Source organism: Streptomyces sp. NPDC059668 (assembly GCF_042734135.1).
Lineage (GTDB): Bacteria > Actinomycetota > Actinomycetes > Streptomycetales > Streptomycetaceae > Streptomyces.
Genome location: NZ_JBHWEL010000021.1, coordinates 6,834 through 33,298, shown reverse-complemented (window position 1 = coordinate 33,298; position 26,465 = coordinate 6,834). Strand labels below are relative to the sequence as shown.

The following is a 26,465-nucleotide window of genomic DNA, read 5'->3' as shown; positions in this document are numbered from 1 at the left end:
GACCCTGATGTGACGGACCCTGATGTGACGGACTCAGACGTGACGGGCTCAGACGTGGCGGACCCTGACGTGACCGGCGATGTGACACAGATCATCGAGACGGACGCCGGTACCGCCCGCCTCACCTGGCACCGCGCGGAGCGCGCCCGGCTCGTGCTCGCCGTGAGTCACGGAGCGGGCGGTGGCATCGAGGCCCGGGACCTGCGGGCGCTGGCGCGGGTGCTGCCCGCCCACGGGGTGAGCGTCGCGCTCGTCGAGCAGCCCTGGCGGGTGGCCGGGAAGAAGCTGGCGCCCGCGCCGAAGACCCTGGACGCGGGATGGCGGGGCCTGTGGCCCGCGGTCGCGGAGTCCGGCCTTCCCGTGATCGCGGGCGGGCGCAGCGCCGGGGCCCGCGTGGCCTGCCGCACGGCGACGGAACTCGGCGCCGCCGCCGTCCTCGCGCTCAGCTTCCCGCTGCACCCGCCGGGCCGGCCCGAGCGCTCCCGCGCCGGGGAACTCCTCGGCTCCGGGGTGCCCACCCTCGTCGTCCAGGGCGGCAACGACCCCTTCGGGAAGCCGGAGGAGTTCCCGGAGGGCTCGTACGACCTGGTCGAGGTGGCGTACGGCGATCATGGCTTCGCGGTCCCCCGGCGGGCGCCGATCGACCAGGACGAGGCCGTGAGGATCGTCACCGACGGTGTCGTGCGATGGAGCGCCTCACTGCCGTAGGAGGAGCCCTTCACCCCCGTGGGGGTGGAGCGTGTCACTCGCGGAATCGCTGGGAATGTCGCGTGGCGGTCGGCTGTTGTGGCGAACAGGAAGCACACCGTGCTGAACCGTTCGAACGAGAGGAAGTCCGCCGCATGGGTTCGACCATCTGCCCGAGTCGCAGCAGCGCTGAGCTGGACTGGACGGTGCTGCACGCGTCGAAGGCCGCCCCCGTTCGGGCGGCGGCGGGTGTGGATGTTCGTCTATCCTCCGATTCGAGTGGGACCGGTTTCGGTTCCGCCACATCGCTGGAGGAGGTGGGTCCGGTCACTGGGACCGACGCAGGGACCGAACACGGCCAGGCGGAGCAGCCCGAGGGCCAGGGCACGGGCGCGGAATCGACCACGGAGCGCACCGCGCGCTTCGAGCGGGACGCGCTCGAATTCCTCGACCAGATGTACTCGGCCGCCCTGCGCATGACGCGGAACCCGGCCGACGCCGAGGACCTGGTGCAGGAGACGTACGCGAAGGCGTACGCGTCCTTCCACCAGTTCCGTGAGGGCACCAACCTGAAGGCGTGGCTGTACCGCATCCTCACCAACACCTTCATCAACTCGTACCGCAAGAAGCAGCGCGAACCCCAGCGCAGCGCGGCCGAGGAGATCGAGGACTGGCAGCTCGCGCGTGCCGAGTCGCACATGTCGACCGGTCTGCGGTCGGCCGAGTCGCAGGCGCTGGACCACCTGCCCGACTCGGACGTCAAGGAAGCGCTTCAGGCGATTCCCGAGGAATTCCGCATCGCCGTCTATCTCGCGGACGTCGAGGGCTTTGCGTACAAGGAGATCGCGGACATCATGGGGACACCCATCGGCACGGTGATGTCCCGGCTGCACCGGGGCCGTCGTCAACTGCGCGGCATGCTCGAGGACTACGCCCGTGACCGTGGCCTGGTCCCGGCCGGCGCCGGAGAGTCGAACGAAGCGAAAGGCTCGGGCTCATGAGCTGCGGAGAGCCGCACGAGACGGATTGCAGTGAGGTACTCGATCATCTTTACGAGTTCCTCGACCATGAGATGCCGGACGCGGACTGCACCAAGTTCGAGGTGCACTTCGAGGAGTGCTCTCCGTGTCTCGAGAAGTACGGCCTGGAGCAGGCCGTGAAGAAGCTGGTCAAGCGGTGCTGCGGGCAGGACGACGTACCGACCGACCTGCGGGCGAAGGTGATGGGCCGCATCGACCTGATCCGCTCCGGACAGACGGTGCCGGAGCACGACGTCAGCGCCACACCGCAGGAGTCCTGAACCTCCGGGGTCCGGCACCCGGGTGTCCCCACCCGGGGGTGTCCTGACCCCTGGAGTTCAGCGGACGCCCAGCGGGGGAGATCGTCCGGTTATCACCCGAACGTGCGAATCCGTGGGCTCCGAGCCCGCGGATTCGTCCGTTGCCGCCCCCGCCCCCGCGCCGCGCCCCTAGGCTCCGGAACCTGAGCGGGGGAGGGGACCAGACGATGGGGACGATTCCGGCAGGGGCCCGGGTGTACGTGGCCTGTGTCGTCCTCGCCGCCCTCGCCTGCCTCGCTCCGCTGCCGACCGTCCGCACCTCCTGGTGGATCGTCGCCCTGCTCGCCGCGCTGTACGCGGGATGCGAGCGGATCACCCTGCCGCACGGCCCCCGGGCCGCAGCCGCCCGTGCCGCCGCCCGGCGTGCGCCGCAGGGCCTGGGCACCTTCCTCCCCGTGCTGCTCGCCGCCGCCTTCCTGCTGCCGCCGCCCGCCGCCGCGCTCGTCGCACTGCCGGGGGCCATGCTCGCCCGGGTGGAGCAGCGCCCGCGCGGACTCCGCCGGACCTGGCGCGCGGCCCAGCTCGCCGTCGCCGTCTGGGCGGCCTCCCGGGTGCACTGGGCGCTGGACGGCCCGGACGCGGTCGTCGGACCCCGCTTCCCGTACGCGCTGCTGCCCGCCGGGGCCGCCGTGCTCGCCTTCTGCCTGGTGCTGACCGTCCTCGACGGCGGGATCCTGGCCCTCGCCGAACGGGTACCGGTGCGCGGCGCCTGGCGCGGCCTCTTCTCCCGCTCCCTCGCCCCGGTCGCCGTGCACGGACTCGCCGGACTGATGATGGCGGTCCTGTGGCGCAGCCCCTACGGGCCGGTCGCCGCGCTGCTCGTCCTGCTGCCGATGTACGTCTCGTGCTGGGTGTTCGCCCAGTACCACCGCGAGCGGGCCGCCCACCAGGCCACCATCCGGGCTCTCGTGCAGGCCGTCGACATCAAGGACGGGTACACCCGCGGACACAGCGAACGGGTCGGACAGGCCTCCATGCTGATCGCGCGCGAGCTCGGCATGGACGACGAGCGGGCCGAGGTGCTGCGGTTCGCCGGGATCCTGCACGACGTGGGCAAACTCGGGGTGCCCACCCGGCTGTTGCGCAAGGACGGCCCGCTCACACCGGACGAGCGGCGGATCATCGAGCTGCATCCCGAGTACGGCCACGAGATGGTGCGCGGGATCGGCTTCCTGGGGGAGGCCCGCTCGGCGATCCTGCACCACCACGAGCGGCTCGACGGGAGCGGCTACCCGTACGGGCTGGTCGGAGGGCAGATCCCCGAGTTCGCCCGGGTGGTGGCCGTGGCCGACGCCTTCGACGCGATGACGTCGACCCGGTCCTACCGCAGGGCCCGGCCGGTGCCCGCGGCGCTGGCGGAGCTGGAACGCTGCGCCGGGGCACAGTTCGACCCCGGGATGGTGCGCGCCCTGGTGCGGGCCCTGGACCGGCACGGCTGGCACCCCGCGGTGACCGCAGGCGACGACCGGACGACGGCGCCCGTCCCCCGCCCGACGGACAGCCGTCCGGCCGGCAGCGCGGGCCGGAGAAGCCCGTGAGCCCCGCGCGTCCGGCCGGCAGCGCGAGCCGGAGAAGCCCGTGAACCCGGCGGAGCGGGACGAGCACGCGGGATCCGTCCGGTCCCAGGCCGGCCACACCCCCACCGGCCCGCGCCCCGACCCCTTCGCCCCGCGGGCCCACACCTTCGGCCCGCTCGCGCACACCGGTGCCGCCCTGCTCGGCGCCGTCGCCCTGGCCGTCACCCTCTGGAACGGTGTCGACGAGCGCGGGACGGCCCTCGCCTTCGGCATCCTCGTCGCCGTGGGGGAACTCACCCGCTGGAGCGGCACCGAGGACCGGGAGTCCGCGCCCCTCGGGGCCGCGGGCGCCCTCTCCTACGCGCTGCTCGGCGAGCAGGCGGGGCACCCCAGCCGGCACGGCGCGCTCCAGGTCGTGGCCGTCGTGGGCGCCGCCGCGCTGCTGGGCTGCGTCCCGCACGTCGTCCGCGGCGGCGGACCGACACTCGACCACCTCACCCGCCGCGTCCTGACCGTCGCCTTCGCCGCCGTCTGCTTCCAACCCCTCTACGACCGGGGGAGGTTGATGGGATGGGCCGGCCCCTCGTACGCCCTGCTGCTGGTCGCGCTGCTGGTGCTGACCGCGCTGTGCGACGCCGTCCTCGCGGCCGCGAGCACGCACGCCCGGACCCGCTGGCCCTTCGGGCCGCTGCTGCGGGACGAGCTGCGGGCGACCCTCGGCATCGGGTCCGCGGTCTGCGCGACCGGGGCCGTGATGTCGCTCGCCGTGGCGGTCGTGGGCCTGTGGGCGCTGCCCGTGTTCTCACTGCCGCTGCTCCTGACCCAGCTGTCCTTCCGGCGGTACGCCGCCGTGCGGATCACCTACCGGCAGACCATCGCCTCCCTCGCGCGGGCGACCGAGATCGCCGGCTACACCCCCGCGGGGCACGCCCGCAGGGTGGCGGCGCTCAGCCGTGCCGTCGGGCGTGAGCTCGGCCTGTCCGAGCCCGATCTGACCGTTCTGGAGTACGCGGCCCTGATGCACGACATCGGACAGCTCAGCCTCGTCGATCCGGTCCCGGCCGGTGCCACCTCCGCGCTCCCCGCGGAGGAGCAGCGCCGGATCGCCCTCCTCGGCGGCGCGGTGGTGCGCCAGACCGGGGTGGACGCCGAGGTCGCGGTGGTGGTGGAGCGGCAGGCCGATCCCTACCGGGAGCAGCCGGTGAGCGCGCGGATCGTACGGACGGTGAACGCTTACGAGGAGCTGGCCAGGGAAGCAGGGCCGGGAGGGCCCCTGACCGCCCTGGAGAAGCTGCGGCTGGCCACGGCCCGCGACCATCAGCCCGAAGTCGTGGAGTCGCTGGCCAGGGTCCTGTTGCGGGGCAGCCTTACCCTGCCCCAGGCTGGGTAACCCATGGGTAATGAGCGGCCGTCCGACGGTACGTGGTTGGATGCGAGGAAGAGGGTGTTCGGGGGCACGGGCCACCCCGTGGCCGCACTGTCTTCTAGAGACTCTTCGAGCGACCGGCAGGCGGGAATCGCAAGGAACTGGCAGGCGGGAATCGTGAGGATCTTCGGCAAGGGACGACACCGGCCCTCCGCCTCATGGCGGCAGGCCACCGACCGTGCGTTCACGCTGATCGGTGACGGCCGGTACGAGGACGCGGGAGCGCTGCTGACACGCGCCGCCGACCTGGAGCCGTGGCTGTCCGAGTCCTGGTTCAACCTGGCCCTGCTGCACAAGTTCCGGCACGACTGGGAGCAGGCCAGGGCGGCCGGTCTGCGGGCCGTCGCCCTCCTGGACCGGGAGGCTGGCGCCCCCGACTGGTGGAACGTCGGCATCGCCGCCACCGCCCTTCAGGACTGGCCGCTGGCCCGCCGCGCCTGGCAGGCGTACGGGCTGCGGGTGCCCGGCGGAGCCGCCGTCTCCGGGGAGCCGGCGGGCATGGACCTCGGCAGCGCGGCCGTACGGCTGTCGCCGGAGGGCGAGGCCGAGGTCGTGTGGGGCCGCAGGCTCGATCCGTCCCGGATCGAGGTGCTGTCCATTCCGCTTCCGTCCTCCGGGCGGCGCTGGGGCGAGGTCGTCCTCCACGACGGGGTGCCGCACGGCGAGCGGACCACCGCCGCGGGGCACGCCTACCCCGTCTTCGACGAGATCGAGCTGTGGGCTCCGTCGCCGGTGCCCACCTGGGTCGTCCTCCTGGAGGCGGCCACCGAGGAGGACCGGGACGCCCTGGAGCAGCTCGCGGCCGACGCCGGCTTCGCCGCCGAGGACTGGTCGTCCTCCGTACGGCTGCTGTGCCGGATGTGCTCCGAGTCCCGGATGCCCTCCGACGAGGGCGACGGCGAGCACCTCGACCCGCACGACCACAGCGAGCCGGGTCACCCGGGCCCGCTCGGCCACCGGACCGACGGACAGCTGTGGGTGCCCGAGCGGGAGTGCGGGCTCGCGGCACCGGCCTCGCTGGTGCGCGGACTGCTCGACGGCTGGGTCGCCGACAGCCCGGACTCCCGGGACTGGCGGGACCTCGAAGAGGTCTGCTGAGGCGTGTGGCGAGAGTCCCGCCTGCCTCGTGACGCCCGCCCCCGGGACGGACGACCGGACTTTCGCCGCACACCCCGGCCGGGTTCCGCCGGGCGCGGACGCCCCCCGAGGGGTGCGCGCGGCCCCGTAGGCTGTACGCCGCAGCACTCTCATGGATTCCAGGAAGGCGTACGTCGGTCATGGCGCAGCAGGACACCGAACAGCAGCACGCGGGCGTGCTCCCCGTGGACGACGAGGGTTTCGTCATCGACACCGAGGACTGCGAGGAGCGTGAGGCCGCCTACCGCGAGCCCGGCACCTCGCGGCCGATCACGGTCGTCGGCAACCCGGTGCTCCACAAGGAGTGCCAGGACGTCACGGAGTTCGACGACGAGCTCGGCCGGCTGGTCGCCGACATGTTCGCCAGCCAGCGCACCGCCGAGGGCGTGGGCCTGGCCGCCAACCAGATCGGCGTCGACCTGAAGGTCTTCGTGTACGACTGCCAGGACGACGAGGGCACGCGGCACGTCGGTGTCGTCTGCAACCCCGTCCTCGTCGATCTGCCCGCCGACCGGCGCCAGTTGGACGAGAGCAACGAGGGCTGCCTCTCCGTGCCGACCGCGTACGCGCCGCTGGCCCGCCCGGACTACGCCGAGGTCACCGGGCAGGACGAGAAGGGCAACCCGGTCAAGGTGCGGGGCACCGGCTACTTCGCGCGCTGCCTCCAGCACGAGACCGACCACCTGTACGGCTACCTCTACATCGACCGGCTCTCCAAGCGTGAACGCAAGGACGCGCTGCGGCAGATGTCCGAGAACGAGCCCCGCTACCCGGTCGTCGCGAACGACTGAGCCCCGGCCGTGAACGGCTGAGACAGAAAACGACAGGTGGGACTCGCGATCTTCCGTGGGTTCCGCGCGAACGGCGCCTGGTCGGAGACCTCTCCGACCAGGCGCCGTTCGTATGTGCGTCGCACGTTCGATCCCCTGCGCACCTCTAATGATCCATATTCGGTCATACAAGGGGGGATTCTCGGCACTCTCCGGTAGTGGGTGGAGCAAATCCATTCCCAGAACAGTCAGTTGTGGTGCTGAATGGGAAGTGCGGGGATACGCAACGGCGCACGCCCGGCACGACGAGAGGGGCGTGGCGCAACTGGCGGCTGAGAGGGGTTTGTTCGTGCATGCTTTCTCACACGGCACTTCATCGACACCGACCGTGGTCGCGGTTCCACCGGCACTCTCACTCCCGGTGATCGAGGCCGAGTTTCCCCGTCAACTGCATCCGTATTGGCCCAGGCTCCAGGAGAACACACGTTCGTGGCTCCGGGAAAAACGGCTCATGTCCGCCGACAAGGTCGAGGAATATGCCGACGGCCTTTGCTACACGGACTTGATGGCGGGCTACTACATTGGTGCGCCCGACGAGGTCATGCAGGCGATAGCGGACTACAGCGCGTGGTTCTTCGTCTGGGACGACCGGCACGACCGTGACGTCGTCCACCGCAGGACGGCGGCCTGGCGGAGGCTCAGGTTCCAGCTCCACGAGGCGCTCGACTCCCCCAGGGAACACCTGCATCACCCGGATCCCCTGGTCGCGGGGTTCGCGGACAGCATGGTGCGGCTGTACTCGTTCCTGGGCGAGAAGTGGAACGCGCGCTTCGCCCGGCACTTCCACGCGGTGATCGAGGCGTACGACCGGGAATTCAGGAACCGCACCTCCGGAACCGTACCCACGGTCGAGGAATATCTCGAACTCCGGCGGCTCACCTTCGCCCACTGGATCTGGACCGATCTTCTGGAGCCGAGCGCGGGCTACGAACTGCCCGCCGCCGTGCGGAACAGTTCCGTATATCGGCGGGCGGCCCTGCTGAGTCAGGAATTTGCCGCCTGGTACAACGATCTCTGCTCGCTCCCGAAAGAAATAGCGGGCGACGAGGTGCACAATCTCGGAATCAGTCTCATTCATCACGAGGGGCTGACTCTCGAAGGCGCCGTGACGGATCTGCGGCAACGCGTGGTGGAATGCGTCACCGAATTCCTCGAAGCGGAGGAGGAACTCGACGAGTTCGCCGACGCGCTCGCGGACGGTTCGGTGCGCGGAAAGGAACTGAGCGACGCGGTGAAGTCCTGCCTCGGCAACATGCGGAACTGGTTCAGCTCCGTGTACTGGTTCCACCACGAGTCCGGCCGGTACACCGTCGACAGCTGGGACGACCGATCCACACCCCCGTACGTCAACAACGAAGCGGCAGGTGAGTCATGACCGTCGAGTCAGTGAAGCCCGCGCCTCCCGGGGCGCCGGAGCTGCCCGCGCCACCCCTCGCCGGAGGCGGTGTCCCCGTCCTCGGCCACGGCTGGCGGCTGGCCCGCGACCCGCTGGGCCTCTTCGCCCGGCTGCGTGAGCACGGCGAGGTCGTCCGGCTCCGGCTGGGCCCCAAGACGGTGTACGCGCTCACCTCGCCGGCCCTCACCGGAGCGATGGCGCTGAGCCCCGACTTCAAGATCGACGGACCGCTCTGGGAGTCCCTGGAGGGCCTGCTCGGCAAGGAGGGCGTCGCCACCGCCAACGGACCCCGCCACCGCCGTCAGCGGCGCACCATACAGCCCGCGTTCCGGCTCGACGTCATCCCCGAGTACGGGCCGGTCATGGAGGAGGAGGCCCGGGCCCTCGCGGAGCGCATGGGGTCGGGGCGGCCCGTCGACTGCACCTCGGAGTCGTTCCGGGTCGCCGTGCGCATCGCGGCCCGCTGCCTGCTGCGCGGGGAGTACATGGACGAGCGCGCCGAGCGCCTCAGCATCGCGCTCGCCACCGTCTTCCGCGGCATGTACCGCCGCATGGTGATCCCGGCCGGCCCGCTCTATCGGCTGCCGCTTCCGGCCAACCGCAAATTCGACCGCGCATTGGCCGATTTGCATGTCCTGGTGGACGAGATCATCGCCGAACGCCGCGCATCTGGTCAAAAGCCGGACGATTTGCTGACGGCCTTGCTGGAAGCGAAGGACGAGAACGGGGAGCCGATCGGGGAACAGGAGATCCACGACCAAGTCGTAGCGATACTCACCCCCGGCAGCGAAACCGTCGCTTCCACGATCATGTGGCTGCTGCAAGTCCTCGTGGAACACCCGGAACACGCCGTCCGGGTGGCCGAGGAGGTCAAATCGGTCGCCGGGGACCGGCCCGTCGCATTCGACGACGTCCGGAAGTTGTCGCACACGAACAATGTCGTCGTCGAAGCCATGCGGCTGCGCCCCGCGGTATGGATTCTGACGCGCCGCGCGGTGACCGAAACAGAGCTCGGCGGCTATCGGATTCCAGCCGGTGCCGACATCGTCTACAGCCCGTACGCGATCCAACGCGATCCTCGGTCGTACGACCGGCACCTGGATTTCGACCCCGACCGCTGGCTTCCGGAACGTGCCAAGGACGTGCCGAAGTACGCCATGAGCCCCTTCAGCGTCGGCAACCGGAAGTGCCCGAGTGACCACTTCTCGATGGCGCAGCTCAGCCTGATCACGGCGACGGTGGCGTCCCGGTGGCGCCTGGAGAAGGTGTCCGAGTCGAACGACACGACCCGGGTCGGCATCACGCTGCGTCCGCACCGGCTGCTGCTGAGGACCGCGCCGCGCTGACCGCGCGTGACGGTCCGCGTCCGTACCGGTGCGCGGTCAGGCGGCTCGCGGGCCCCTGAACGTGCGCCGGTACGCCTGCGGGGTGGTCCCCAGACTCCGTACGAACTGATGGCGCAGCGCGGCCGCGGTGCCGAACCCGGCGCGGCCCGCGATCGCGTCCATCGTCTCGTCCGTCGCCTCCAGCAACTCCTGGGCCAGCAGCACCCGTTGCCGCAGGATCCAGCGGTACGGCGTGGTGCCGGTCTCCTGCTGGAAGCGGCGCGCGAAGGTGCGCGGGGACATGTGGGCGCGGGCCGCGAGCTGTTCGACGGTCACCTCCTCGTCGAGGTGGCGCTCCATCCACACCAGTACCTCGCCGACCGTGTCGCAGGTGGAGCGGGGGAGCGGGCGTTCGATGTACTGTGCCTGGCCGCCGTCCCGGTGCGGGGGCACCACCATGCGCCGGGCGATGGCGTTGGCCACCTCCGGGCCCTGCTCCTTGCGGACGATGTGGAGACAGGCGTCGATGCCCGCGGCGGTGCCGGCCGAGGTGATCACCGGGTCCGCGTCCACGTACAGCACGTCCGGTTCGACCGTCGTGCGCGGGTACTGCCGGGCCAGTTCGTCCGCGTGGTGCCAGTGCACGGCGCAGCGCCGCCCGTCCAGCAGCCCGGCCGCGCCGAGCACGAAGACGCCGGAGCAGACGCTGAGCACCCGGGCGCCGCGGTCGACCGCGCTCCGCAGCGCGGCGAGCAGTTCGGGCGGGTAGGAGCGGGAGGCGTAGGCGTTCCCGGCCGGCAGGGCGATCAGGTCGGCCGTCTCCAGCCGTTCCAGACCGTGTTCCGTGTGGAGCGAGAACCCCGCGTGCGTGTTCAGCGTCGGGCCCTCGGCGGAGGCGACCGCGAAGTCGTACACGGGCAGTCCGTCGTCGCTGCGGTCGATTCCGAACACCTCGCAGACCACGCCGAGTTCGAAGGGATGCACTCCGTCGAGCAGCACGGCTGCCACGTTCTTCAGCATGCCGTCCAGTGTGCCTGGGAGTTGGCAGGAATTCGAGGGTGCACGGCAGTGCTGCCACTGACGGTAAGGAGCGATCGGCGCGACAGTACTGTTCATGAACACATTCACGGACAACCTCGTCGGAATGCTTCCCGTCCTCGCCGTCCTCGCCGTCCTCGTCGTGGTGGCGCTCCCGTCGCTGATCGGGATCGCGCACGAGCGGCGCGTGGACCGTCAGATCAGGGCTTCGTCACTCGGACGGTGACCGTCCACTCCTGAAGGCCCTTGCACGACATCCGGTGCGGTTCGGTGGCGCACAGCGGGCGGGACGAGGTGAGGCGTACCGTCCCCGCCGAGACCGCCCGGAAGGCGGCGGAGGCGTCGCCCGGCTGGAGGACGATCCCGCTGTTGGTGGCCTCCAGGCCGTCGCCGTCGGCCTTGACGGGTGTCCAGGGCCGGGCGGCGGTGCCGTCCAGGGAGAGGCGGAGCGTCCCGCCCGCCGAGAGACAGTACGTACGGCCGGTGTCGGCGGTGCCGAGTTCCGCGGGCGCCGTGCCACAACCCTGGGGGCGCTTCGTGGGGGACGACGACACGGTGCGGCTGCCTCCCGCGTCGTCTCCGCCCTGTGTGCCGCAGCCCGCGAGCAGCAGCGTCAGGGCGGCGAGGGCGAGGACCGGGCGGGGGTTCGTAGGGCGCATGGGGGTGACCTCCTTGCCGCTTGGACGTGTCACCCGCGTATCAGGATCCCCACCGGAGGGACGGGACCCCGGCCGCGACGGCGGACGGGGTCCCGCATCGCTCAGCCGGTCGTGACGGCGGTGTCGTCGAGGACGAAGCTGGTCTGGAGCGAGGAGTCCTCGGCGCCGCTGAACTTGAGGGTGACGGTGGAGCCGGCGAACGAGGAGAGGTCGAAGGTCTTCTGGGCGTACCCGGTGGCCTTGTCGAGGTTGGAGTAGGAGGCCAGGGTGGTCGATCCGGCGGTGACCGTCAGCTTGTCGTAGGCGCTGCTGGTGGTGGTCTCCGCGGTGTCGATGTGCAGGTAGAAGGTGAGGGAGGCCTTGCAGCCCGTGGGAATGGTCACCGACTGGGAGAGGGTGTCGGTGTGGGTGGAGCCGTAGCCGTCGAGCCAGGCCTTGTAGGAGCCGCCGTGCGCCGCCTCACCGCTGTCGGTGGTGATGACGCCGCTGGACGCGGTCCACGAGGCGCTGCCCGACTCGAAGCCCGGGTTGCCGAGCAGTTGCGCCGGGGTGCAGTTGCCGCCACCCGAGGTGCTCACGGTCCAGGTGAACGAGGCCGAGCCGGAGGCGCCCGTGCCGTCCTTCGCCGTGACGGTGACGGCGTAGGTGCCCGCGGTGCTCGCCGTGCCGGAGATCAGTCCGGTCGAGGCGTTGATGGACAGTCCCGTCGGCAGGCCGGTCGCGCTGTAGGTGAGGGCCGCGCCGGCGCTGTCACCGGCCGCGATCTGCAGGCTCACCGAACTGCCGGTCGCGGTGGTCCGGTTGCCCGGGTTGGTGACGGTCACGGTGTTGCCCGTACCGGTGCCCGAGGTGAAGGCCGCCGTGCCGTCGGGGGTGCCCCAGCCGGTCGGACCGTCGTAGCCGGTGGTCGCGGTGCAGAAGTACGAGGTGCTGCACGAGCCGTTGTTGCCGCTGGTCACGTCGTACAGGTTGGAGGTGTGGGAGTACGGGTACTTCGCCGGGTAGTCGCCGCTGCCCGGGGTGCCGGCGAGCGCGTACACGCCCGCGATGATCGGTGCCGAGGCGCTCGTGCCGCCGTAGACCGCCCAGCCGGAGCCGCCGTAGGTGTCGTAGACGGCCACGCCGGTGGCGGGGTCGGCGACCGCGGAGACGTCGGCCTCCATCCGCTTGGCGCAGCCGGTGTCGGTCTGCCAGGCCGGCTTGGGGTCGTAGGCGGAGCAGCCGGAGCCGGTGCCCTCGGTGCTGCTGGTCTTCCACACGGACTCGGTCCAGCCGCGGGTCCCGGAGGACGTGGACAGCGCGGTGCCGCCGACGGCGGTCACGTACTGGGAGGTGGCCGGGTACTCGGCGCCGTAGGCCTCGTCACCGGAGGAGACGGTGATGGCGACACCGGGGTGCTTGAAGTACGAGGTGTCCTCGCCGGTCTGGGAGGACGACTCGGAGCCGCCCCAGCTGTTGGACACGAACTTCGCGCCCAGCGCGACGGCCTCGTTCTCGGCGGTGCCGAGGTTGGCGTCGCTGGGTGACGTGGCCTCCACGAGAACGATGTTGCAGTTCGGGCAGACCGCGCTGACCATGTCGATGTCGAGCGCTTCCTCGCCCGCCCAGCCGCTGTCGTTCGTCGGCAGCGAGGTGGTCGAGCCGGTCTGGCTGACCTGCTTGAAGCAGCCGTTGGCCTTGGTGCAGGCCGACAGGCCGAACTGTGAGCGGTAGGTGGCGAGGTCCGACTCGGCGTTGGGGTCGTTGTAGGCGTCCACCACGGCGACCGTCAGGCCCGAACCGCCGGTCGAGGGCAGGTTGTAGGCGCTGTGCAGGTTGGCCGGGCTGAGGCCGGACACCGCGGCCGCGGAGGAGACCGCCGCGGCCAGCCTCTGTTTGATGTCGGTGCGGCGCTGGGCGAAGCAGGCCGCGTGACCGGGCGTCGGGGCTCCGCACAGACGGGTGGTGGGCACCTTCTGGCCCGCCCTGCCCGTCGTGTGGACGGCCTGGGCGGCCGGGGCGGTCAGGGCCTTCGCGTTCTGGGTCACGCGGGAGGTGTGTCCGCCGGCGGGCGCGGTCTGGGCGCCGGCGGCCGGGGCCGCCATGAGACCGGCGACGGTGAGGGCGAGGGCGGGGGCGGCGGCGGTCAGGAGTCTTCGCAACCGCCGGGCGGGCCTGCTGGAGCGTGTCTCACTCATGGGAGTGCTGCCTCCATCGGTTTGAGGCCGGTGCCGCGCGGGCCCGGGTGGGGCCGTACGCGGTTCCACAGCCGGAAGTGGGGTTCTCGGCGCTGAACTGGGGTGCGGGCCCGTGACGCGCGTAGCGTGGTGCACGCGGAGCTTTGTCGTGGGCATGACACATTGATCGTCCTGGGACGCCACGATGCGTGGCACGGCGGGACGGCCAGAACGTAACCGGGACGGACGGCACACGAACAGTCACGCCCGAAGAACTTTGCCGCTCCATAGGCGGGGATTGGAACGGGGATAGGCCCGGCTGGGGGCGGACGTGACGAAGCCGGGCCGCGTCAGCGACCCGGCCTCGTCACCCGAAGGCCCGTTCCGGAGCGGTCAGAACTCCTCGTCGAAGCCGACCGAGCCCTCCACGGCGACCTGGTACGCCGAGGGGCGGCGCTCGAAGAAGTTGGTCAGTTCCTGGACGCCCTGGAGCTCCATGAAGGAGAAGGGGTTCGCGGAGCCGTAGACGGGGGCGAAGCCGAGCCGCTGGAGGCGCTGGTCGGCGACGCACTCCAGGTACTGGCGCATCGACTCGGTGTTCATGCCCGGCAGGCCTTCACCGCACAGGTCGCGCCCGAACTGGAGCTCCGCCTCCACGGCTTCCCGCAGCATGTCGGTGACCTGCTCCTGGAGCTGGTCGTCGAAGAGCTCGGGCTCCTCCTTGCGGACGGTGTCGACCACCTCGAAGGCGAAGGACATGTGCATCGTCTCGTCGCGGAACACCCAGTTGGTGCCCGTCGCGAGGCCGTGCAGCAGCCCGCGGCTGCGGAACCAGTAGACGTAGGCGAAGGCTCCGTAGAAGAAGAGGCCCTCGATGCACGCGGCGAAGCAGATCAGGTTCAGCAGGAAGCGCCGCCGGTCGGCCTTGGTCTCCAGGCGGTCCAGCTTCTCCACCGAGTCCATCCACTTGAAGCAGAACTCGGCCTTCTCCCGGATGGAGGGGATGTTCTCGACGGCCGCGAAGGCCGCTGTCCTGTCCTCCGGGTCGGGCAGATAGGTGTCCAGCAGGGTCAGATAGAACTGGACGTGCACGGCCTCCTCGAACAGCTGGCGCGAGAGGTACAGGCGCGCCTCGGGGGAGTTGATGTGCTTGTAGAGCGTCAGGACGAGGTTGTTCGCCACGATCGAGTCGCCCGTCGCGAAGAACGCGACCAGCCGGCCGATCATGTGCTGCTCGCCCTGCGACAGCTTCGCCAGGTCGGCGACGTCCGAGTGGAGGTCGACCTCCTCGACGGTCCAGGTGTTCTTGATGGCGTCCCGGTAGCGCTCGTAGAAGTCCGGATAGCGCATGGGGCGCAGGGTGAGTTCGAAACCCGGGTCGAGCAGGTTCTTCTCGCTGTTCGGGGTGGACATCACTGGCAGGCCTCGCAGGACTCGGGGTTCTCAAGGGAGCAGGCGACGGCGTCGGGGTCGGCGACCTGCTGGAGGGGGATGGACTTCTCGGGCCGGGCCTGTGCCTGGGCGGCGCGGGCGATGCGGGTCGCCGGACGCGAGCGCAGGTAGTACGTCGTCTTCAGGCCCGACTTCCAGGCGTACGCGTACATCGAGGAGAGCTTGCCGATGGTCGGCGTCTCCAGGAAGAGGTTCAGCGACTGGGCCTGGTCCAGGAACGGGGTGCGGGCCGCGGCCATGTCGATGAGACCGCGCTGCGGGATCTCCCAGGCCGTGCGGTACAGGTCACGGACGTCCTGCGGCACCCAGGTGAACCCCTGCACCGAGCCGTTGGACTCGCGCAGCGCCTCCCGGGTCTGCGCGTCCCACACGCCGAGCTTCTTCAGTTCCGCCACCAGGTAGGAGTTGACCTGGAGGAACTCACCGGACAGCGTCTCGCGCTTGAAGAGGTTCGAGACCTGCGGCTCGATGCACTCGTACACGCCCGCGATGGACGCGATCGTCGCGGTGGGCGCGATGGCGAGCAGGAGGGAGTTGCGCATGCCGACCGCCGCGATCCGCTCGCGCAGCGCCGCCCAGCGCTCCGGCCAGTTCAGCTCGACGTCGAAGTGGTCGGGGTGCAGCACCCCGCGGGCGGTACGGGTCTTCTCCCAGGCCGGGAGCGGGCCGTTGCGCTCGGCGAGGTCGGCGGAGGCCTCGTAGGCGGCGAGCATGATGCGCTCGGCGATACGGGTGGAGAGCGCGCGGGCGGCGGGCGAGTCGAAGGGCAGACGCAGCTTGAAGAAGACGTCCTGGAGGCCCATCGCGCCGAGGCCGACCGGGCGCCACTTGGCGTTCGAGCGGCCCGCCTGCTCGGTCGGGTAGAAGTTGATGTCGACGACGCGGTCGAGGAAGGTGACGGCGGTGCGGACCGTCTCGTCCAGACGCTCCCAGTCCAGGTCGCCGGTGGCCGTGTCGACGAACGCGCCGAGGTTGACCGAGCCGAGGTTGCAGACGGCCGTCTCCCCGTCGTCCGTGACCTCCAGGATCTCTGTGCACAGGTTCGAGGAGTGCACGGTGTGGCCCGGCTCCGCCGTCTGGTTGGCCGTGCGGTTGGCGGCGTCCTTGAAGGTCATCCAGCCGTTGCCGGTCTGCGCCAGGGTGCGCATCATGCGGCCGTAGAGCTCGCGGGCCGGCATGGTCTTCTTCGCCAGGCCCTTCGCCTCCGCCGCGCGGTAGGCCGCGTCGAACTCGGCGCCCCACAGGTCGACCAGTCCGGGCACGTCGGAGGGGGAGAAGAGGGACCACTGCGCGTCGGCGTCGACCCGGCGCATGAACTCGTCCGGGATCCAGTGCGCCAGGTTCAGGTTGTGCGTACGGCGGGCGTCCTCACCGGTGTTGTCCCGCAGCTCCAGGAACTCCTCGATGTCGGAGTGCCAGGTCTCCAGGTAGACCGCGGCGGCACCCTTGCGCCGGCCGCCCTGGTTCACCGCGGCGACCGAGGCGTCGAGGGTCTTCAGGAACGGGACGATGCCGTTGGAGTGCCCGTTCGTGCCGCGGATCAGCGAACCGCGGGAGCGGATGCGGGAGTAGGACAGCCCGATGCCGCCCGCGTGCTTCGACAGACGCGCGACCTGGTGGTAGCGGTCGTAGATGGAGTCCAGCTCGTCCAGCGGGGAGTCGAGGAGGTAGCAGGACGACATCTGCGGGTGCCGCGTACCGGAGTTGAAGAGCGTGGGGGAGGACGGGAGGTAGTCCAGGCGGCTCATCAGGCCGTAGAGCGCGGCGACTTCGTCGACGGACCGGGCCGTGTCGTCCTCCGCGAGGCCGGACGCCACCCGGAGCATGAAGTGCTGGGGGGTCTCGATGACCTTGCGGGTGATCGGGTGCCGGAGCAGGTAGCGGCTGTGCAGGGTGCGCAGGCCGAAGTAGCCGAAGCGGTCGTCGCCCGCGGTGTCGATCAGCGCGTCCAGACGGGCCGCGTGCAGGTCGACGAAGTCGGCCGTGCGGTCGGCGATCAGACCCTCGCGCCGGCCCGTGGTGATGGACTCGGAGAACGTCGTGACGCCCTGCGAGGCGGCTTCCTCGGCGATGCCGACCGTCAGCAGCCTGGCGGCCAGCCGCGAGTACACGGGGTCCTCGGAGATGAGGCCCGCGGCCGCCTCGGTGGCCAGCTCGCGCAGCTCCGCGTCGTCCGCGCGGGTGGACCGGCCGCGCAGCGCGGCGGCGGCGACCCGGCCGGGGTCGGCGCCGGGAAGGTCGGCGGTGAAGTCGGTCAGGGTACGCAGCAGCGTGGTACCGGGACCGTCCGTCTCCACCGGGGCCCGCTGCGCGGACTCCGCTTCCACCGGGGTCTGCTGGGCGGAAACTGAAACCGGGTCGGCTGGCGCGATGGTCACTTGGGGCTCTCCCTCGCTCGGCACAGGACCTGGCGGAGGGCAGCGGGACACGCGACTCCGTTACGGGTACGCGTGCGTCCACCGGCCCATTCCACGAGGCCCGGACGTCGTCGGCGCCCGGCCGGCCGGCCGGGGCACGCTGTCGGCAGGTCCTCGGACTGAAGCCGGTACGCGAATGCGCACAAGTACACCGTTGCGGGACAGTTCCGGATTCGCACCGGATTCCCCTGCGACGACAGCGAGCATGAGCATACATCTAGTGCCGGGCTGAGGAAGCACCCCCACATCTTGTGCCGTGTCGGCTTCTGGGGGCGCTACGGAGTGTGGCTGAGCGTCAACTCGTAGGTGAGGAGGAAGAGGTCGTCGAGGTGCGGAACCGGGTTCCAGTCGCGCTCCGGCGTGCGGGTGAAGCCGAGGCGTTCGTAGAGGCGGTGGGCGGTGCGCATGGTGCGCTGGGTGGACAGCACCACGCGCGCACAGCCCCCGGTGGCCCTCGCCCGGTCGACGCAGGCGCCCACGAGGGCCGTGCCCGCACCTCGGCCGCGGGCCTCGCGCGTGACGGCGAGCATCCGGATCTCGGCCTCGCCGGGCCCCGCGATGTCGGCCATGGGTCCGCCCCGGGGGACGAAGGTCACGCCGCCGAGGATCCGTTCCCCCTCGACCGCGACGAGCACCTCGGCCGCGGCGGCCCGCTTCGCGACGTCCCGCAGCTCCCCGAGGTAGGGGTCGCTCTCCCCGAAGTCGAGCAGCCCGTCCCCGAGATAGGCGGTCACGGTGAGCTCGCCGACGCCGGGGTACTCCGCCGGCCGCGCCGGCCTGATGACGATGTCCATGCCGGGAGTGTGCATCAGACGTACGGCGACGGGCCGCCGGATTTCCTCCGACGGCCCGTCCCCCGGTCACCCCTGTCCAAGCCTCAGTGACCCGCCTCCGCGCTGGCCGTGGGCAGCTCGACCTGGACCCCCGGGTCGCCGGCGTCCACCGTGTAGTCCTGCGGTGACGTCTCGTCCACGCCCTCGGGCGCCTTGAAGGCCCGCAGGGCGAAGGTGAGGACGACGGAGACCACCACGTTCATGACGAACGCCGTCAGACCGATGTAGCCGATCTCCCCGATGCCGGGGATCTCCTTCGAGCTGCCGCCGAAGTGCGCCTGTGTCGGTGAGGCGACCCCGTAGGCGGCGAGCGTGCCGTAGAGCATGCCGACCGCCCAGCCCCCGAGCAGCGCCCAGCGGTGGAACCAGCGCGTGAACAGGCCGCCGACCAGGGCCGGGAAGGTCTGCAGGATCCAGATGCCGCCCAGGAGCTGGAAGTTGATGGCGACCGTCTTGTCCATCGTGAGGACGAAGACCAGCGCGCCCACCTTCACCAGCAGGGAGACCAGCTTGGAGACCTTGGTCTCCTGCTGCGGGGTCGCGTCCGGCTTGATGAAGTCCCTGTAGATGTTGCGGGTGAAGAGGTTCGCGGCCGCGATGGACATGATGGCCGCCGGGACGAGCGCTCCGATGCCGATCGCGGCGAAGGCCACACCCGCGAACCAGTCCGGGAACATGTTCTCGAAGAGCTGCGGGATGGCGAGCTGGCCGTTGGTGACCTTCACCCCGGCCGCGATCGCCATGAACCCGAGCAGGGCGAGCAGGCCCAGCATCAGGGAGTAGAGCGGCAGGATCGTGGTGTTGCGCCGGATCACCTCGCGGCTGCGGCTGGACAGCGTCGCGGTGATCGAGTGCGGGTACATGAACAGGGCGAGCGCGGAGCCGAGCGCCAGGGTGGCGTAGGTCCACTGCCCGGCCTGGGCCGGTACGATCCCGCCCGCGCCGGCCGCGGCGTACTTCTCGCTCGCCGAGTGGAAGATCTCGTCGAAGCCGCCCAGCTTGATCGGGATGTAGATGATGGCCACCGCGATCACGATGTAGATCAGGGTGTCCTTCACGAACGCGATCAGGGCGGGGGCGCGCAGGCCCGAGGAGTAGGTGTACGCGGCCAGTACGCCGAAGGCGATGAGGAGCGGAAGGTCCTTGACGAACCAGTTCGTGTTCTCGCCGCCGCCGACGCCCATGACGTCCAGCACGGCCTGGATGCCCACCAGTTGGAGCGCGATGTACGGCATGGTCGCGAGGATGCCGGTGACGGCCACGGCGAGGGACAGGCTCTTGGAGCCGAAGCGGCCGCGCACGAAGTCCGACGTCGTCACATAGCCGTGCTTGTGCGAGACGGACCACAGGCGGGGCAGGAACGTGAAGACCAGCGGGTAGACCAGGATCGTGTACGGCACGGCGAAGAAGCCGGCCGCGCCCGCCGCGTAGATCGCGGCCGGTACGGCGACGAAGGTGTACGCCGTGTAGAGGTCGCCGCCGAGCAGGAACCAGGTGACCCAGGTGCCGAACGACCGTCCGCCCAGGCCCCATTCGTCGAGGCTGTGCTCGTTGTCGGCCTTGCGCCAGCGCGCGGCCAGGAAGCCCATGGCCGTGACGGCCACGAAGAAGAAGATGAAGACGGCGAGTGCCACGCCGTTCACGCCGTCGTTCATGCGTCGGCACCGTCCTTCGTGGTGGCGCGGGCGCGCTGGTCACGCTGCCACAACTGGTGGGCGGTCACGGTGAGCACGGTCGACACGAGCACCCACAGCATCTGGTACCAGTAGAAGAACGGGACACCGATGAAGGCGGGGTCGGTCTTCGTGTACGAGCCGACCCACAGCAGCGCCACGAACGGGGCGATCAGGCAGAGGGCGATCACCACGCGGACCGGTGTCACCACTCCGACCGGTCTCACCACCGGTGGTTTCGCTTCCGGCACGTCTGACATGGGCGGCTCCGTCCCCTCGCTGGTCACCTGTGCAACGGCCAGGAAATCTAGGCGACGGTTCCGCTTTATGGAACCCCATCTCCGGCGGGGGATGTGGAGGGTTGGTGTCCGGTGGCGCGGGAGTCTCGCGCACCGCCCCCGGCAGGCCGCGCCGGGACCGCTCCTCGCACGTGAATACGAGGAGGTGGCGCGCGGCCCGCAGGGTGTCACCGGCGTGCCGTACGGCACGGTTCCACCGGTGCCGGCATCCGGCCGACGGCGTCCCGCTCCCGTCAGTCCTGCGGGCGCTTGAGCCTGGCCACGAACTTGTAGCGGTCGCCCCGGTACACCGAGCGCACCCACTCGACCGGCTCGCCCTGCCGGTCGATCGAGTGCCGGGACAGCATCAGCATGGGCAGGCCGACGTCGGTGCCGAGCAGTCCGGCCTCGCGCGGGGTGGCCAGCGAGGTCTCGATGGTCTCCTCGGCCTCCGCGAGGTGGACGTCGTACACCTCGGCGAGCGCGGTGTAGAGCGACGTGTACTTGACGAGCGACCGGCGCAGGGCGGGGAAGCGCTTCGCGGACAGATGGGTCGTCTCGATGGCCATCGGCTCGCCGCTGGCCAGGCGCAGCCGCTCGATGCGCAGCACCCGGCCGCCGGCCGAGATGTCGAGCAGTTCCGCGAGGGTCTCGTCGGCGGTGATGTAGCCGATGTCCAGGAGCTGGGAGGTGGGTTCCAGGCCCTGGGCGCGCATGTCCTCGGTGTACGAGGTGAGCTGGAGCGCCTGGGAGACCTTCGGCTTGGCGACGAAGGTGCCCTTGCCCTGGATGCGTTCGAGACGTCCCTCGACGACGAGTTCCTGGAGGGCCTGGCGCACGGTCGTGCGCGAGGTGTCGAACTCGGCGGCGAGGGTGCGCTCGGGCGGCACCGGCGTGCCGGGCGGCAGGGTGTCGGTCATGTCGAGCAGGTGCTTCTTGAGGCGGTAGTACTTGGGCACGCGCGCGGTACGGATGGGGGCCCCACCCTCGTTCTCCGCACTGCTGACGTCGGTGCTCATGCTCTGCCTTCCCGGCTCCGGGTGCCGAAGCGACCGGCATCCCGCCGGTCACGGCTCACATCGTGGCACGGCTTGGTGTGTGCGTGTCTCCCGCACGCTCCGTGATCCCCTCTATATACCGTCGGCCCACCGGTTGGTCTAGTCCATCGTGCGCGCGAGGTTCCTGAACAGCCCTGCCTTTTATGTCACTTACCTACTTAAAGGTCCTTGCATATGTAGGTCCCATAACGGACGGTCGGCCTGGCTTACACACCCTTGACACCCCTCTAGGTCTAGGCCAAGCTCCCCGTACTGGTCTACACCATTGGTCCAGGTCCCAGCCCCACGGGCAGTAATCGGCAGCGATTCGGCGTGTGTCACCGCGGTGGGCAGGGGGGTTTGTGGCATCCCTGAGGAGGGTGGCGTGAAGCGGAAGCTGGCAGCTGCGATCGGTATCGCGGGCATGATGGTCTCCATCGCGGCGTGCGGGGGCAGTGACGACAAGTCCGGCGGGTCGGACAAGGGCGCGGACGCCAAGGAACTGACCGTCTGGCTCACGGTGGACGCCCAGAACAACTGGCCCGAGCTGGTCAAGGCCGCGGACGCCGCGGTGACGGCGAAGCACCCGGGCGTCAAGATCAACCACGAGTACTACGGCTGGCCGGACAAGAACACCAAGCTCGACGCCGTCCTCGCCACCGACAAGGCCCCCGACGTGGTCGAGATGGGCAACACCGAGATGCTCGGCTACATGGTCAAGGGAGCCTTCGCCCCCGTCGACGCCACGAAGTTCGACAACTCGGCCGGATGGCTCGACGGCCTGAAGGCCTCGGTCACCTACCAGGACAAGACCTACGGCGTGCCGTACTACGCCGGTGGCCGCGTCGGCAACTGGCGCAAGGACGTGGCGGCTTCGGCCGGCATCAAGGCGACCCCGAAGACGTACCAGGAGCTCACCTCCGACCTGGACAAGATCCAGAAGAAGGAGGGGAACAAGTTCAACGCCTGGTACCAGCCCACCCGTGACTGGTACGCCGCGATGTCCTTCGTCTACGACGCAGGCGGCTCCATCGCCACGGACCAGGGCGGCCAGTGGAAGGCCAACCTCTCCTCGCCCGAGTCGGTCAAGGGCCTCAACGAGTTCAAGACCGTCATCGACAAGTACATGCACGGCGACAAGACCAAGGACGAGTCCGACCGCTACATCGTCTACGGCCAGGGCAAGTCCGCCATGATCTTCGGTGCCGCCTGGGAGGGCGCGACCGCCGAGGACCCGAAGAGCGACAAGACCGGCAAGCTCAAGGGCAACCTCGAGAACTTCGTGATGCCCGGCCCGTCCGGCAAGAACCTGCCCGTCTTCCTCGGCGGCTCCGACCTCGCCATCCCGGTGAAGTCCAAGGCGCAGGCCCTCGCCGGCGAGTGGATCAACGCCTTCACGGGCTCCACGGGCCAGAAGGGCCTGATGGGCAAGGGCAACCTGCCCAACAACAAGACCGACCTCGCGACCCTCAAGAACGACCCGGCGACGGTCGTCCCGGCCACCGCGGCCGAGAGCAGCTGGTTCGTGCCGATGGCACCGGGCTGGGGCCAGGTCGAGAAGGCCCAGGTCCTGCAGACGATGCTGCAGAACATCGGCACCGGCAAGAAGTCGGTCGAGGCCGCCGCGAAGGAAGCGGACGCCGCGATCGACAAGGTCATCAACACCAAGTGACCTGAGCGCAGGGCCCCGTCGGACCCCGGGGAGTGTTTCCGGGGGCGGGGCCCTGCTTCTCGTACGACCTGAGGGACCGCTGAGGAGCGCGCGATGAGTGCCGCAGACACGACCACCCCGACCAAGGCTCCACCGGCACGGCAGGCATCGCCACCGGCGGTCCCCGGGCCGCCGCGCAGAAGGCGGGCCCCCAGCGGAACCGCCGTCCCCTGGGCCCTGCTCGCCCCCTGTCTGCTGATCCTCGCGCTGGTCATGGGCTACCCCCTGGTCCGGCTCGTCACCCTGTCCTTCCAGAAGTTCGGCCAGTCCCAGCTCTGGGGCTTCCAGCCGGCCGAGTCGGTCGGCCTCGACAACTTCACCAAGGTGCTCGGCGACGGCGAGTTCTGGACCGTCGTGCTGCGCACGATCGTCTTCGCCGCCGGGTCCGTCGTCCTCACGATGGTCGCCGGCATGCTGATCGCGCTGCTCCTCCAGCGCGTCTCCGGCTGGGTCAAGACGCTCGTCAACATCGTGCTGGTGGCCAGCTGGGGCATGCCGATCATCGTGGCCACCACCGTCTTCAAGTGGCTCTTCGACTCGGACTACGGCGTCTTCAACGCGCTGCTGAGCAAGCTGCCCGGCGTCGACATGGTCGGCCACAACTGGTTCGCCAGCGGACCGCAGGGCCTGGCCGTGATCATGCTGCTGGTGGTGTGGGGCGCGGTGCCCTTCGTCGTCATCACGCTCGGCGCGGGTCTGACCCAGGTCCCCAAGGAACTGGAGGAGGCGGCCCGCCTGGACGGCGCCGGCGCCTGGGGCGTCTTCCGCTACGTCACGCTCCCCATCCTCAAGCCGATCGTCGTGATGCTGACGACGCTCTCCGTCATCTGGGACATGGGAGTCTTCCCGCAGGTCTTCGTGATGCGCGGCGGCCACCCGGAGGCCGAGTTCCAGCTGCTCACCACCTACTCCTACGACCGCGCCTTCGTGGTCAACGACTATGCCCAGGGATCGGCGATCGCCCTGCTGACCGTGCTGCTCCTGCTCGGCGTGGTCGCCGTCTACATGCGCCAGATGCTCAAGATCGGAGAGGTCGAATGAGCGCCGTCGCCACACCGAGGCGTACGCCCTCCGGACCCCGGAAGTCCAAGCTCGGCTGGAACGTCCTCGGTCTGCTCGTCTTCGTCACCGCGGGCTTCCCGGTCTACTGGATGCTGAACACGGCGTTCAAGCCCGCGAAGGACGCCATCGACCCGGATCCGAGCCTCTTCCCCACCGGGGTGACGCTCGACAACTTCCGCCGCGCGCTGGACATCGCGGACTTCTGGGGCCCGGTCGGCCGCAGTCTGATCGTGTCCCTGTCGGTCGTCGTGATCGGCGTCCTGGTGGGCATGCTCGCGGCGCTCGCCATCTCCCGCTTCGCCTTCCGCGGCCGCAAGATCGTGATCGTCGGCATCCTGGCGGTCCAGATGATCCCGCTCGTCGCCATGATCATCCCGGTCTTCCTGCTCCTCAACGACCTCGATCAGTACGACAAGCTCTCCGGCCTGATCATCACCTACCTGACCTTCATCCTGCCCTTCACGGTGTGGACACTGCGCGGCTTCATCGTCAACATCCCGAAGGAGCTGGAGGAGGCGGCCATGGTCGACGGCTGCTCCCGCACGGGCGCCTTCGTGCGGGTGGTCTTCCCGCTGCTGGCGCCCGGCATGGTCGCCACCTCGGTGTACGCCTTCATCCAGGCGTGGAACGAGTACCTCTACGCCCTGATGCTGATGAGCCAGAAGAACCAGACCGCCACCGTATGGCTCGGCAACTTCACCACCAAGCACGGCACCGAGTACGCCCCGATGATGGCCGGCGCCACCATGATGGCCGTGCCGATCGTCGTCCTCTTCCTCATCGTCCAGCGCAAGATGGCCGCGGGGCTGACCGCGGGCGCCGTGAAGGGATAACGCCCCCGATGACGACACTCGCCAGCGGAACAGCCGCCTCCAACGCGGGCAGGGATGACCTGACACGCGACGCGCTGACCGTCCTGCAGCCAGGCTTCACGGGGACCACGGCCCCCGACTGGCTGCTGCGCCGGCTCGGTGAAGGCCTGGCCTCGGTCGGTCTCTTCGGCCGGAACATCGTCTCGCCCGAACAACTGTCCGCACTGACGGCCCAGTTGCGCGCGGAGCGGGACGACGTCCTCGTGGCCATCGACGAGGAGGGCGGCGACGTCACCCGTCTGGAGGTCCGGTCCGGCTCCTCCTATCCCGGCAACCACGCGCTGGGCGCGGTGGACGACGTGGAGCTGACCAGGGAGGTGGCCTCGGCACTCGGCCACCGCCTGGCGGCCTGCGGGGTGAACCTCAACTGGGCCCCGTCCGCGGACGTGAACTCCAACCCCGGCAACCCGGTCATCGGCGTGCGGTCCTTCGGCGCCGACACCGATCTGGTGGCCCGGCACACCGCCGCCTACGTCACCGGCCTCCAGTCCGCCGGCGTCGCCGCCTGCACCAAGCACTTCCCCGGGCACGGCGACACGGCGGTCGACTCGCACCACGCCCTGCCGCGCATCGACGCCGGCCTGCCGGTCCTCCAGGCACGCGAACTCGCCCCGTTCCGCGCCGCCATCGCCGCGGGCACCCGTGCGGTGATGAGCGCGCACATCCTGGTCCCGGCCCTGGACCCGGACCGCCCGGCCACGCTCTCCCGCCGCATCCTGACCGGTCTGCTGCGCGAGGAACTCGGCTACGAGGGACTCATCGTCACCGACGGCATGGAGATGCAGGCCATCGCCGCGACGTACGGCATCGAGCGGGGCAGCGTCCTCGCCATCGGAGCCGGCGCGGACGCGATCTGCGTGGGCGGCGGCCTCGCGGACGACGAGACGGTTCGACGGCTGCGCGACGCCCTCGTCTCGGCGGTCCGCACCGGCGAACTGGCCGAGGAACGGCTCGCGGACGCGGCGGCGCGGGTCCGGGCGCTGGCCCGGTGGACGACCGAGGCGTCGGCGCGGGGCGCGGGTTCCGGCAGCGGTGCGAACGCCGCGGATGCCGAGGGCGGCGCCGCCGATATCGGGCTGACCGCCGCCCGTCGCGCGCTGCGGGTCACCTCTTCCGCGCCGTACGCCCCGCTCACCGGCGCTCCCTACGTGGCCGCGCTCACGCCGGTCGCCAACATCGCCGTGGGTGACGAGACCCCCTGGGGAGTGGCCGCCGAACTGGCCCGGCTGGTGCCCGGCACGGAGACCGGCGGTTTCGCGGGCGACGACGCGGCCGCCGAGGTCCTGGCCGCCGCGGGCCCCCGGCGGATCGTCGCCGTCGTCCGCGACGAACACCGGCACGCCTGGATGGCGACGGCCCTCGACGTCCTGCTGGCCGCCCGCCCCGACACGATCGTCGTGGAGATGGGCGTCCCGCAGGCGCCGCCCAGGGGCGCCCCGCACATCGCGACCCACGGCGCGGCCCGGGTCTGCGGCCGGGCGGCGGCGGAGGTCATCGCGAGGGACTAGCGCGGATCCGGCCCGCGCACACGAAGGCGCCGGGCCCCTGTTCGACAGGGGGGCCGCCGCCGCGGGGGGGGGCGGCCCCGGGCGGGTTTTTGCTGCGCCGACCCGGTGTGGT

23 protein-coding genes and 1 riboswitch are annotated in these 26,465 nt (G+C 70.4%); of the genes, 14 read left to right on the top strand and 9 right to left on the bottom strand.

Going from position 1 to position 26,465, the window contains the following annotated elements; genetic code table 11:
- The first annotated feature begins 39 nt into the window (after positions 1-39).
- The 9 genes from ACFV2J_RS17555 to ACFV2J_RS17515 all read left to right on the top strand — a co-directional run bounded on the left by ACFV2J_RS17555 (position 40) and on the right by ACFV2J_RS17515 (position 9,678).
- Complete coding sequence (locus tag ACFV2J_RS17555) at positions 40-708, top strand: alpha/beta family hydrolase (RefSeq protein WP_385093105.1); 669 nt, start codon at positions 40-42, stop codon at positions 706-708.
- A gap of 296 nt (positions 709-1,004) precedes the next feature.
- On the top strand, positions 1,005-1,688 hold the full coding sequence (sigR, locus tag ACFV2J_RS17550; protein WP_385093103.1) for an RNA polymerase sigma factor SigR: 684 nt from the start codon (positions 1,005-1,007) through the stop codon (positions 1,686-1,688).
- Positions 1,685-1,987, top strand: coding sequence for a mycothiol system anti-sigma-R factor (gene rsrA / locus ACFV2J_RS17545; RefSeq protein ID WP_148010381.1), 303 nt, complete (start codon positions 1,685-1,687; stop codon positions 1,985-1,987). The genes sigR and rsrA overlap by 4 nt, the downstream gene beginning before the upstream one ends.
- Positions 1,988-2,193: 206 nt before the next feature.
- On the top strand, positions 2,194-3,564 hold the full coding sequence (locus ACFV2J_RS17540; protein WP_385093099.1) for an HD-GYP domain-containing protein: 1,371 nt from the start codon (positions 2,194-2,196) through the stop codon (positions 3,562-3,564).
- Positions 3,565-3,739: 175 nt separating this feature from the next.
- Positions 3,740-4,933 (top strand): HD-GYP domain-containing protein, encoded by a 1,194-nt coding sequence (locus ACFV2J_RS17535; RefSeq protein WP_385093113.1) that lies wholly within the window; start codon positions 3,740-3,742, stop codon positions 4,931-4,933.
- A gap of 153 nt (positions 4,934-5,086) precedes the next feature.
- The gene (locus ACFV2J_RS17530; RefSeq protein WP_385093096.1) at positions 5,087-6,067 is read left to right on the top strand and encodes a tetratricopeptide repeat protein; all 981 of its coding nucleotides are present in this window, start codon (positions 5,087-5,089) and stop codon (positions 6,065-6,067) included.
- Positions 6,068-6,246: 179 nt separating this feature from the next.
- Complete coding sequence (gene def, locus ACFV2J_RS17525) at positions 6,247-6,897, top strand: peptide deformylase (protein ID WP_385093093.1); 651 nt, start codon at positions 6,247-6,249, stop codon at positions 6,895-6,897.
- A 328-nt stretch (positions 6,898-7,225) separates the two neighbouring features.
- Positions 7,226-8,311 carry an epi-isozizaene synthase gene (cyc1, locus tag ACFV2J_RS17520; protein WP_385086185.1) on the top strand — a complete coding sequence of 362 codons (1,086 nt, stop codon included), beginning with the start codon at positions 7,226-7,228 and terminating at the stop codon, positions 8,309-8,311.
- Entirely contained in the window at positions 8,308-9,678 is a 1,371-nt protein-coding gene (locus ACFV2J_RS17515; protein ID WP_385086187.1) for a cytochrome P450, read from the top strand. Before cyc1 ends, ACFV2J_RS17515 begins: the two co-directional genes overlap by 4 nt.
- A 36-nt stretch (positions 9,679-9,714) precedes the next feature.
- On the opposite strand, the gene ACFV2J_RS17510 is transcribed toward ACFV2J_RS17515, so the two are convergent.
- Complete coding sequence (locus ACFV2J_RS17510; RefSeq protein ID WP_385086189.1) at positions 9,715-10,677, bottom strand: GlxA family transcriptional regulator; 963 nt, start codon at positions 10,675-10,677, stop codon at positions 9,715-9,717.
- 94 nt (positions 10,678-10,771) lie between these two features.
- On the opposite strand from ACFV2J_RS17510, the gene ACFV2J_RS17505 reads away from it, so the two are divergent.
- A complete protein-coding gene (locus ACFV2J_RS17505) occupies positions 10,772-10,921 on the top strand; it encodes a hypothetical protein (RefSeq protein ID WP_385086191.1) in 150 nt (49 codons plus the stop codon).
- Here the strand turns inward: ACFV2J_RS17505 and ACFV2J_RS17500 are convergent.
- The 8 genes from ACFV2J_RS17500 to ACFV2J_RS17465 form a co-directional block, all read right to left on the bottom strand.
- The gene (locus ACFV2J_RS17500; protein WP_385086193.1) at positions 10,896-11,354 is read right to left on the bottom strand and encodes a hypothetical protein; all 459 of its coding nucleotides are present in this window, start codon (positions 11,352-11,354) and stop codon (positions 10,896-10,898) included. The two genes, ACFV2J_RS17505 and ACFV2J_RS17500, sit on opposite strands and share 26 nt — an antisense overlap.
- Before the next feature lie 101 nt (positions 11,355-11,455).
- Positions 11,456-13,531: a putative Ig domain-containing protein gene (locus ACFV2J_RS17495; RefSeq protein ID WP_385086195.1), complete on the bottom strand. Its 2,076-nt coding sequence runs from the start codon at positions 13,529-13,531 to the stop codon at positions 11,456-11,458.
- 372 nt (positions 13,532-13,903) lie between these two features.
- Positions 13,904-14,923: a ribonucleotide-diphosphate reductase subunit beta gene (locus tag ACFV2J_RS17490; protein WP_385086197.1), complete on the bottom strand. Its 1,020-nt coding sequence runs from the start codon at positions 14,921-14,923 to the stop codon at positions 13,904-13,906.
- Complete coding sequence (locus ACFV2J_RS17485) at positions 14,923-17,340, bottom strand: ribonucleoside-diphosphate reductase subunit alpha (protein ID WP_385086199.1); 2,418 nt, start codon at positions 17,338-17,340, stop codon at positions 14,923-14,925. The genes ACFV2J_RS17490 and ACFV2J_RS17485 overlap by 1 nt, the downstream gene beginning before the upstream one ends.
- Before the next feature lie 126 nt (positions 17,341-17,466).
- Positions 17,467-17,622, bottom strand: a riboswitch (cobalamin riboswitch).
- A 32-nt stretch (positions 17,623-17,654) separates the two neighbouring features.
- Positions 17,655-18,173, bottom strand: a complete 519-nt coding sequence (locus tag ACFV2J_RS17480; protein WP_385086201.1) for a GNAT family N-acetyltransferase — start codon at positions 18,171-18,173, stop codon at positions 17,655-17,657.
- A gap of 83 nt (positions 18,174-18,256) precedes the next feature.
- On the bottom strand, positions 18,257-19,867 hold the full coding sequence (gene mctP, locus ACFV2J_RS17475; RefSeq protein ID WP_385086203.1) for a monocarboxylate uptake permease MctP: 1,611 nt from the start codon (positions 19,865-19,867) through the stop codon (positions 18,257-18,259).
- The gene (locus ACFV2J_RS17470; protein ID WP_385086205.1) at positions 19,864-20,145 is read right to left on the bottom strand and encodes a DUF3311 domain-containing protein; all 282 of its coding nucleotides are present in this window, start codon (positions 20,143-20,145) and stop codon (positions 19,864-19,866) included. Before ACFV2J_RS17470 ends, mctP begins: the two co-directional genes overlap by 4 nt.
- A 272-nt stretch (positions 20,146-20,417) precedes the next feature.
- Positions 20,418-21,182, bottom strand: a complete 765-nt coding sequence (locus tag ACFV2J_RS17465; protein WP_148010391.1) for a GntR family transcriptional regulator — start codon at positions 21,180-21,182, stop codon at positions 20,418-20,420.
- A 403-nt stretch (positions 21,183-21,585) separates the two neighbouring features.
- Here ACFV2J_RS17465 and ACFV2J_RS17460 point away from each other — a divergent pair, with 403 nt between their 5' ends.
- From ACFV2J_RS17460 to ACFV2J_RS17445, 4 genes are all read left to right on the top strand, one after another.
- Entirely contained in the window at positions 21,586-22,872 is a 1,287-nt protein-coding gene (locus ACFV2J_RS17460) for an extracellular solute-binding protein (RefSeq protein ID WP_385086207.1), read from the top strand.
- A 93-nt stretch (positions 22,873-22,965) separates the two neighbouring features.
- Positions 22,966-23,952 (top strand): carbohydrate ABC transporter permease, encoded by a 987-nt coding sequence (locus tag ACFV2J_RS17455; protein WP_385086209.1) that lies wholly within the window; start codon positions 22,966-22,968, stop codon positions 23,950-23,952.
- Positions 23,949-24,806, top strand: coding sequence for a carbohydrate ABC transporter permease (locus ACFV2J_RS17450; protein ID WP_385086211.1), 858 nt, complete (start codon positions 23,949-23,951; stop codon positions 24,804-24,806). Before ACFV2J_RS17455 ends, ACFV2J_RS17450 begins: the two co-directional genes overlap by 4 nt.
- Before the next feature lie 8 nt (positions 24,807-24,814).
- Entirely contained in the window at positions 24,815-26,353 is a 1,539-nt protein-coding gene (locus ACFV2J_RS17445) for a glycoside hydrolase family 3 protein (protein ID WP_385086213.1), read from the top strand.
- The last annotated feature ends 112 nt before the right edge of the window (positions 26,354-26,465 follow it).

Excerpts from the sequence above, each read along its gene's own strand:
- ACFV2J_RS17490 (WP_385086197.1), bottom strand. The coding sequence starts at position 14,923 with ATGTCCACCCCGAACAGCGAGAAGAACCTGCTCGACCCGGGTTTCGAA.
- def (WP_385093093.1), top strand. The coding sequence starts at position 6,247 with ATGGCGCAGCAGGACACCGAACAGCAGCACGCGGGCGTGCTCCCCGTG.
- ACFV2J_RS17540 (WP_385093099.1), top strand. The coding sequence starts at position 2,194 with ATGGGGACGATTCCGGCAGGGGCCCGGGTGTACGTGGCCTGTGTCGTC.
- ACFV2J_RS17495 (WP_385086195.1), bottom strand. The coding sequence starts at position 13,531 with ATGAGTGAGACACGCTCCAGCAGGCCCGCCCGGCGGTTGCGAAGACTC.
- ACFV2J_RS17450 (WP_385086211.1), top strand. The coding sequence starts at position 23,949 with ATGAGCGCCGTCGCCACACCGAGGCGTACGCCCTCCGGACCCCGGAAG.
- ACFV2J_RS17505 (WP_385086191.1), top strand. The coding sequence starts at position 10,772 with ATGAACACATTCACGGACAACCTCGTCGGAATGCTTCCCGTCCTCGCC.
- rsrA (WP_148010381.1), top strand. The coding sequence starts at position 1,685 with ATGAGCTGCGGAGAGCCGCACGAGACGGATTGCAGTGAGGTACTCGAT.
- ACFV2J_RS17480 (WP_385086201.1), bottom strand. The coding sequence starts at position 18,173 with ATGGACATCGTCATCAGGCCGGCGCGGCCGGCGGAGTACCCCGGCGTC.
- ACFV2J_RS17500 (WP_385086193.1), bottom strand. The coding sequence starts at position 11,354 with ATGCGCCCTACGAACCCCCGCCCGGTCCTCGCCCTCGCCGCCCTGACG.
- ACFV2J_RS17465 (WP_148010391.1), bottom strand. The coding sequence starts at position 21,182 with ATGAGCACCGACGTCAGCAGTGCGGAGAACGAGGGTGGGGCCCCCATC.
- ACFV2J_RS17455 (WP_385086209.1), top strand. The coding sequence starts at position 22,966 with ATGAGTGCCGCAGACACGACCACCCCGACCAAGGCTCCACCGGCACGG.
- ACFV2J_RS17470 (WP_385086205.1), bottom strand. The coding sequence starts at position 20,145 with ATGTCAGACGTGCCGGAAGCGAAACCACCGGTGGTGAGACCGGTCGGA.
- mctP (WP_385086203.1), bottom strand. The coding sequence starts at position 19,867 with ATGAACGACGGCGTGAACGGCGTGGCACTCGCCGTCTTCATCTTCTTC.
- ACFV2J_RS17445 (WP_385086213.1), top strand. The coding sequence starts at position 24,815 with ATGACGACACTCGCCAGCGGAACAGCCGCCTCCAACGCGGGCAGGGAT.
- ACFV2J_RS17515 (WP_385086187.1), top strand. The coding sequence starts at position 8,308 with ATGACCGTCGAGTCAGTGAAGCCCGCGCCTCCCGGGGCGCCGGAGCTG.
- ACFV2J_RS17510 (WP_385086189.1), bottom strand. The coding sequence starts at position 10,677 with ATGCTGAAGAACGTGGCAGCCGTGCTGCTCGACGGAGTGCATCCCTTC.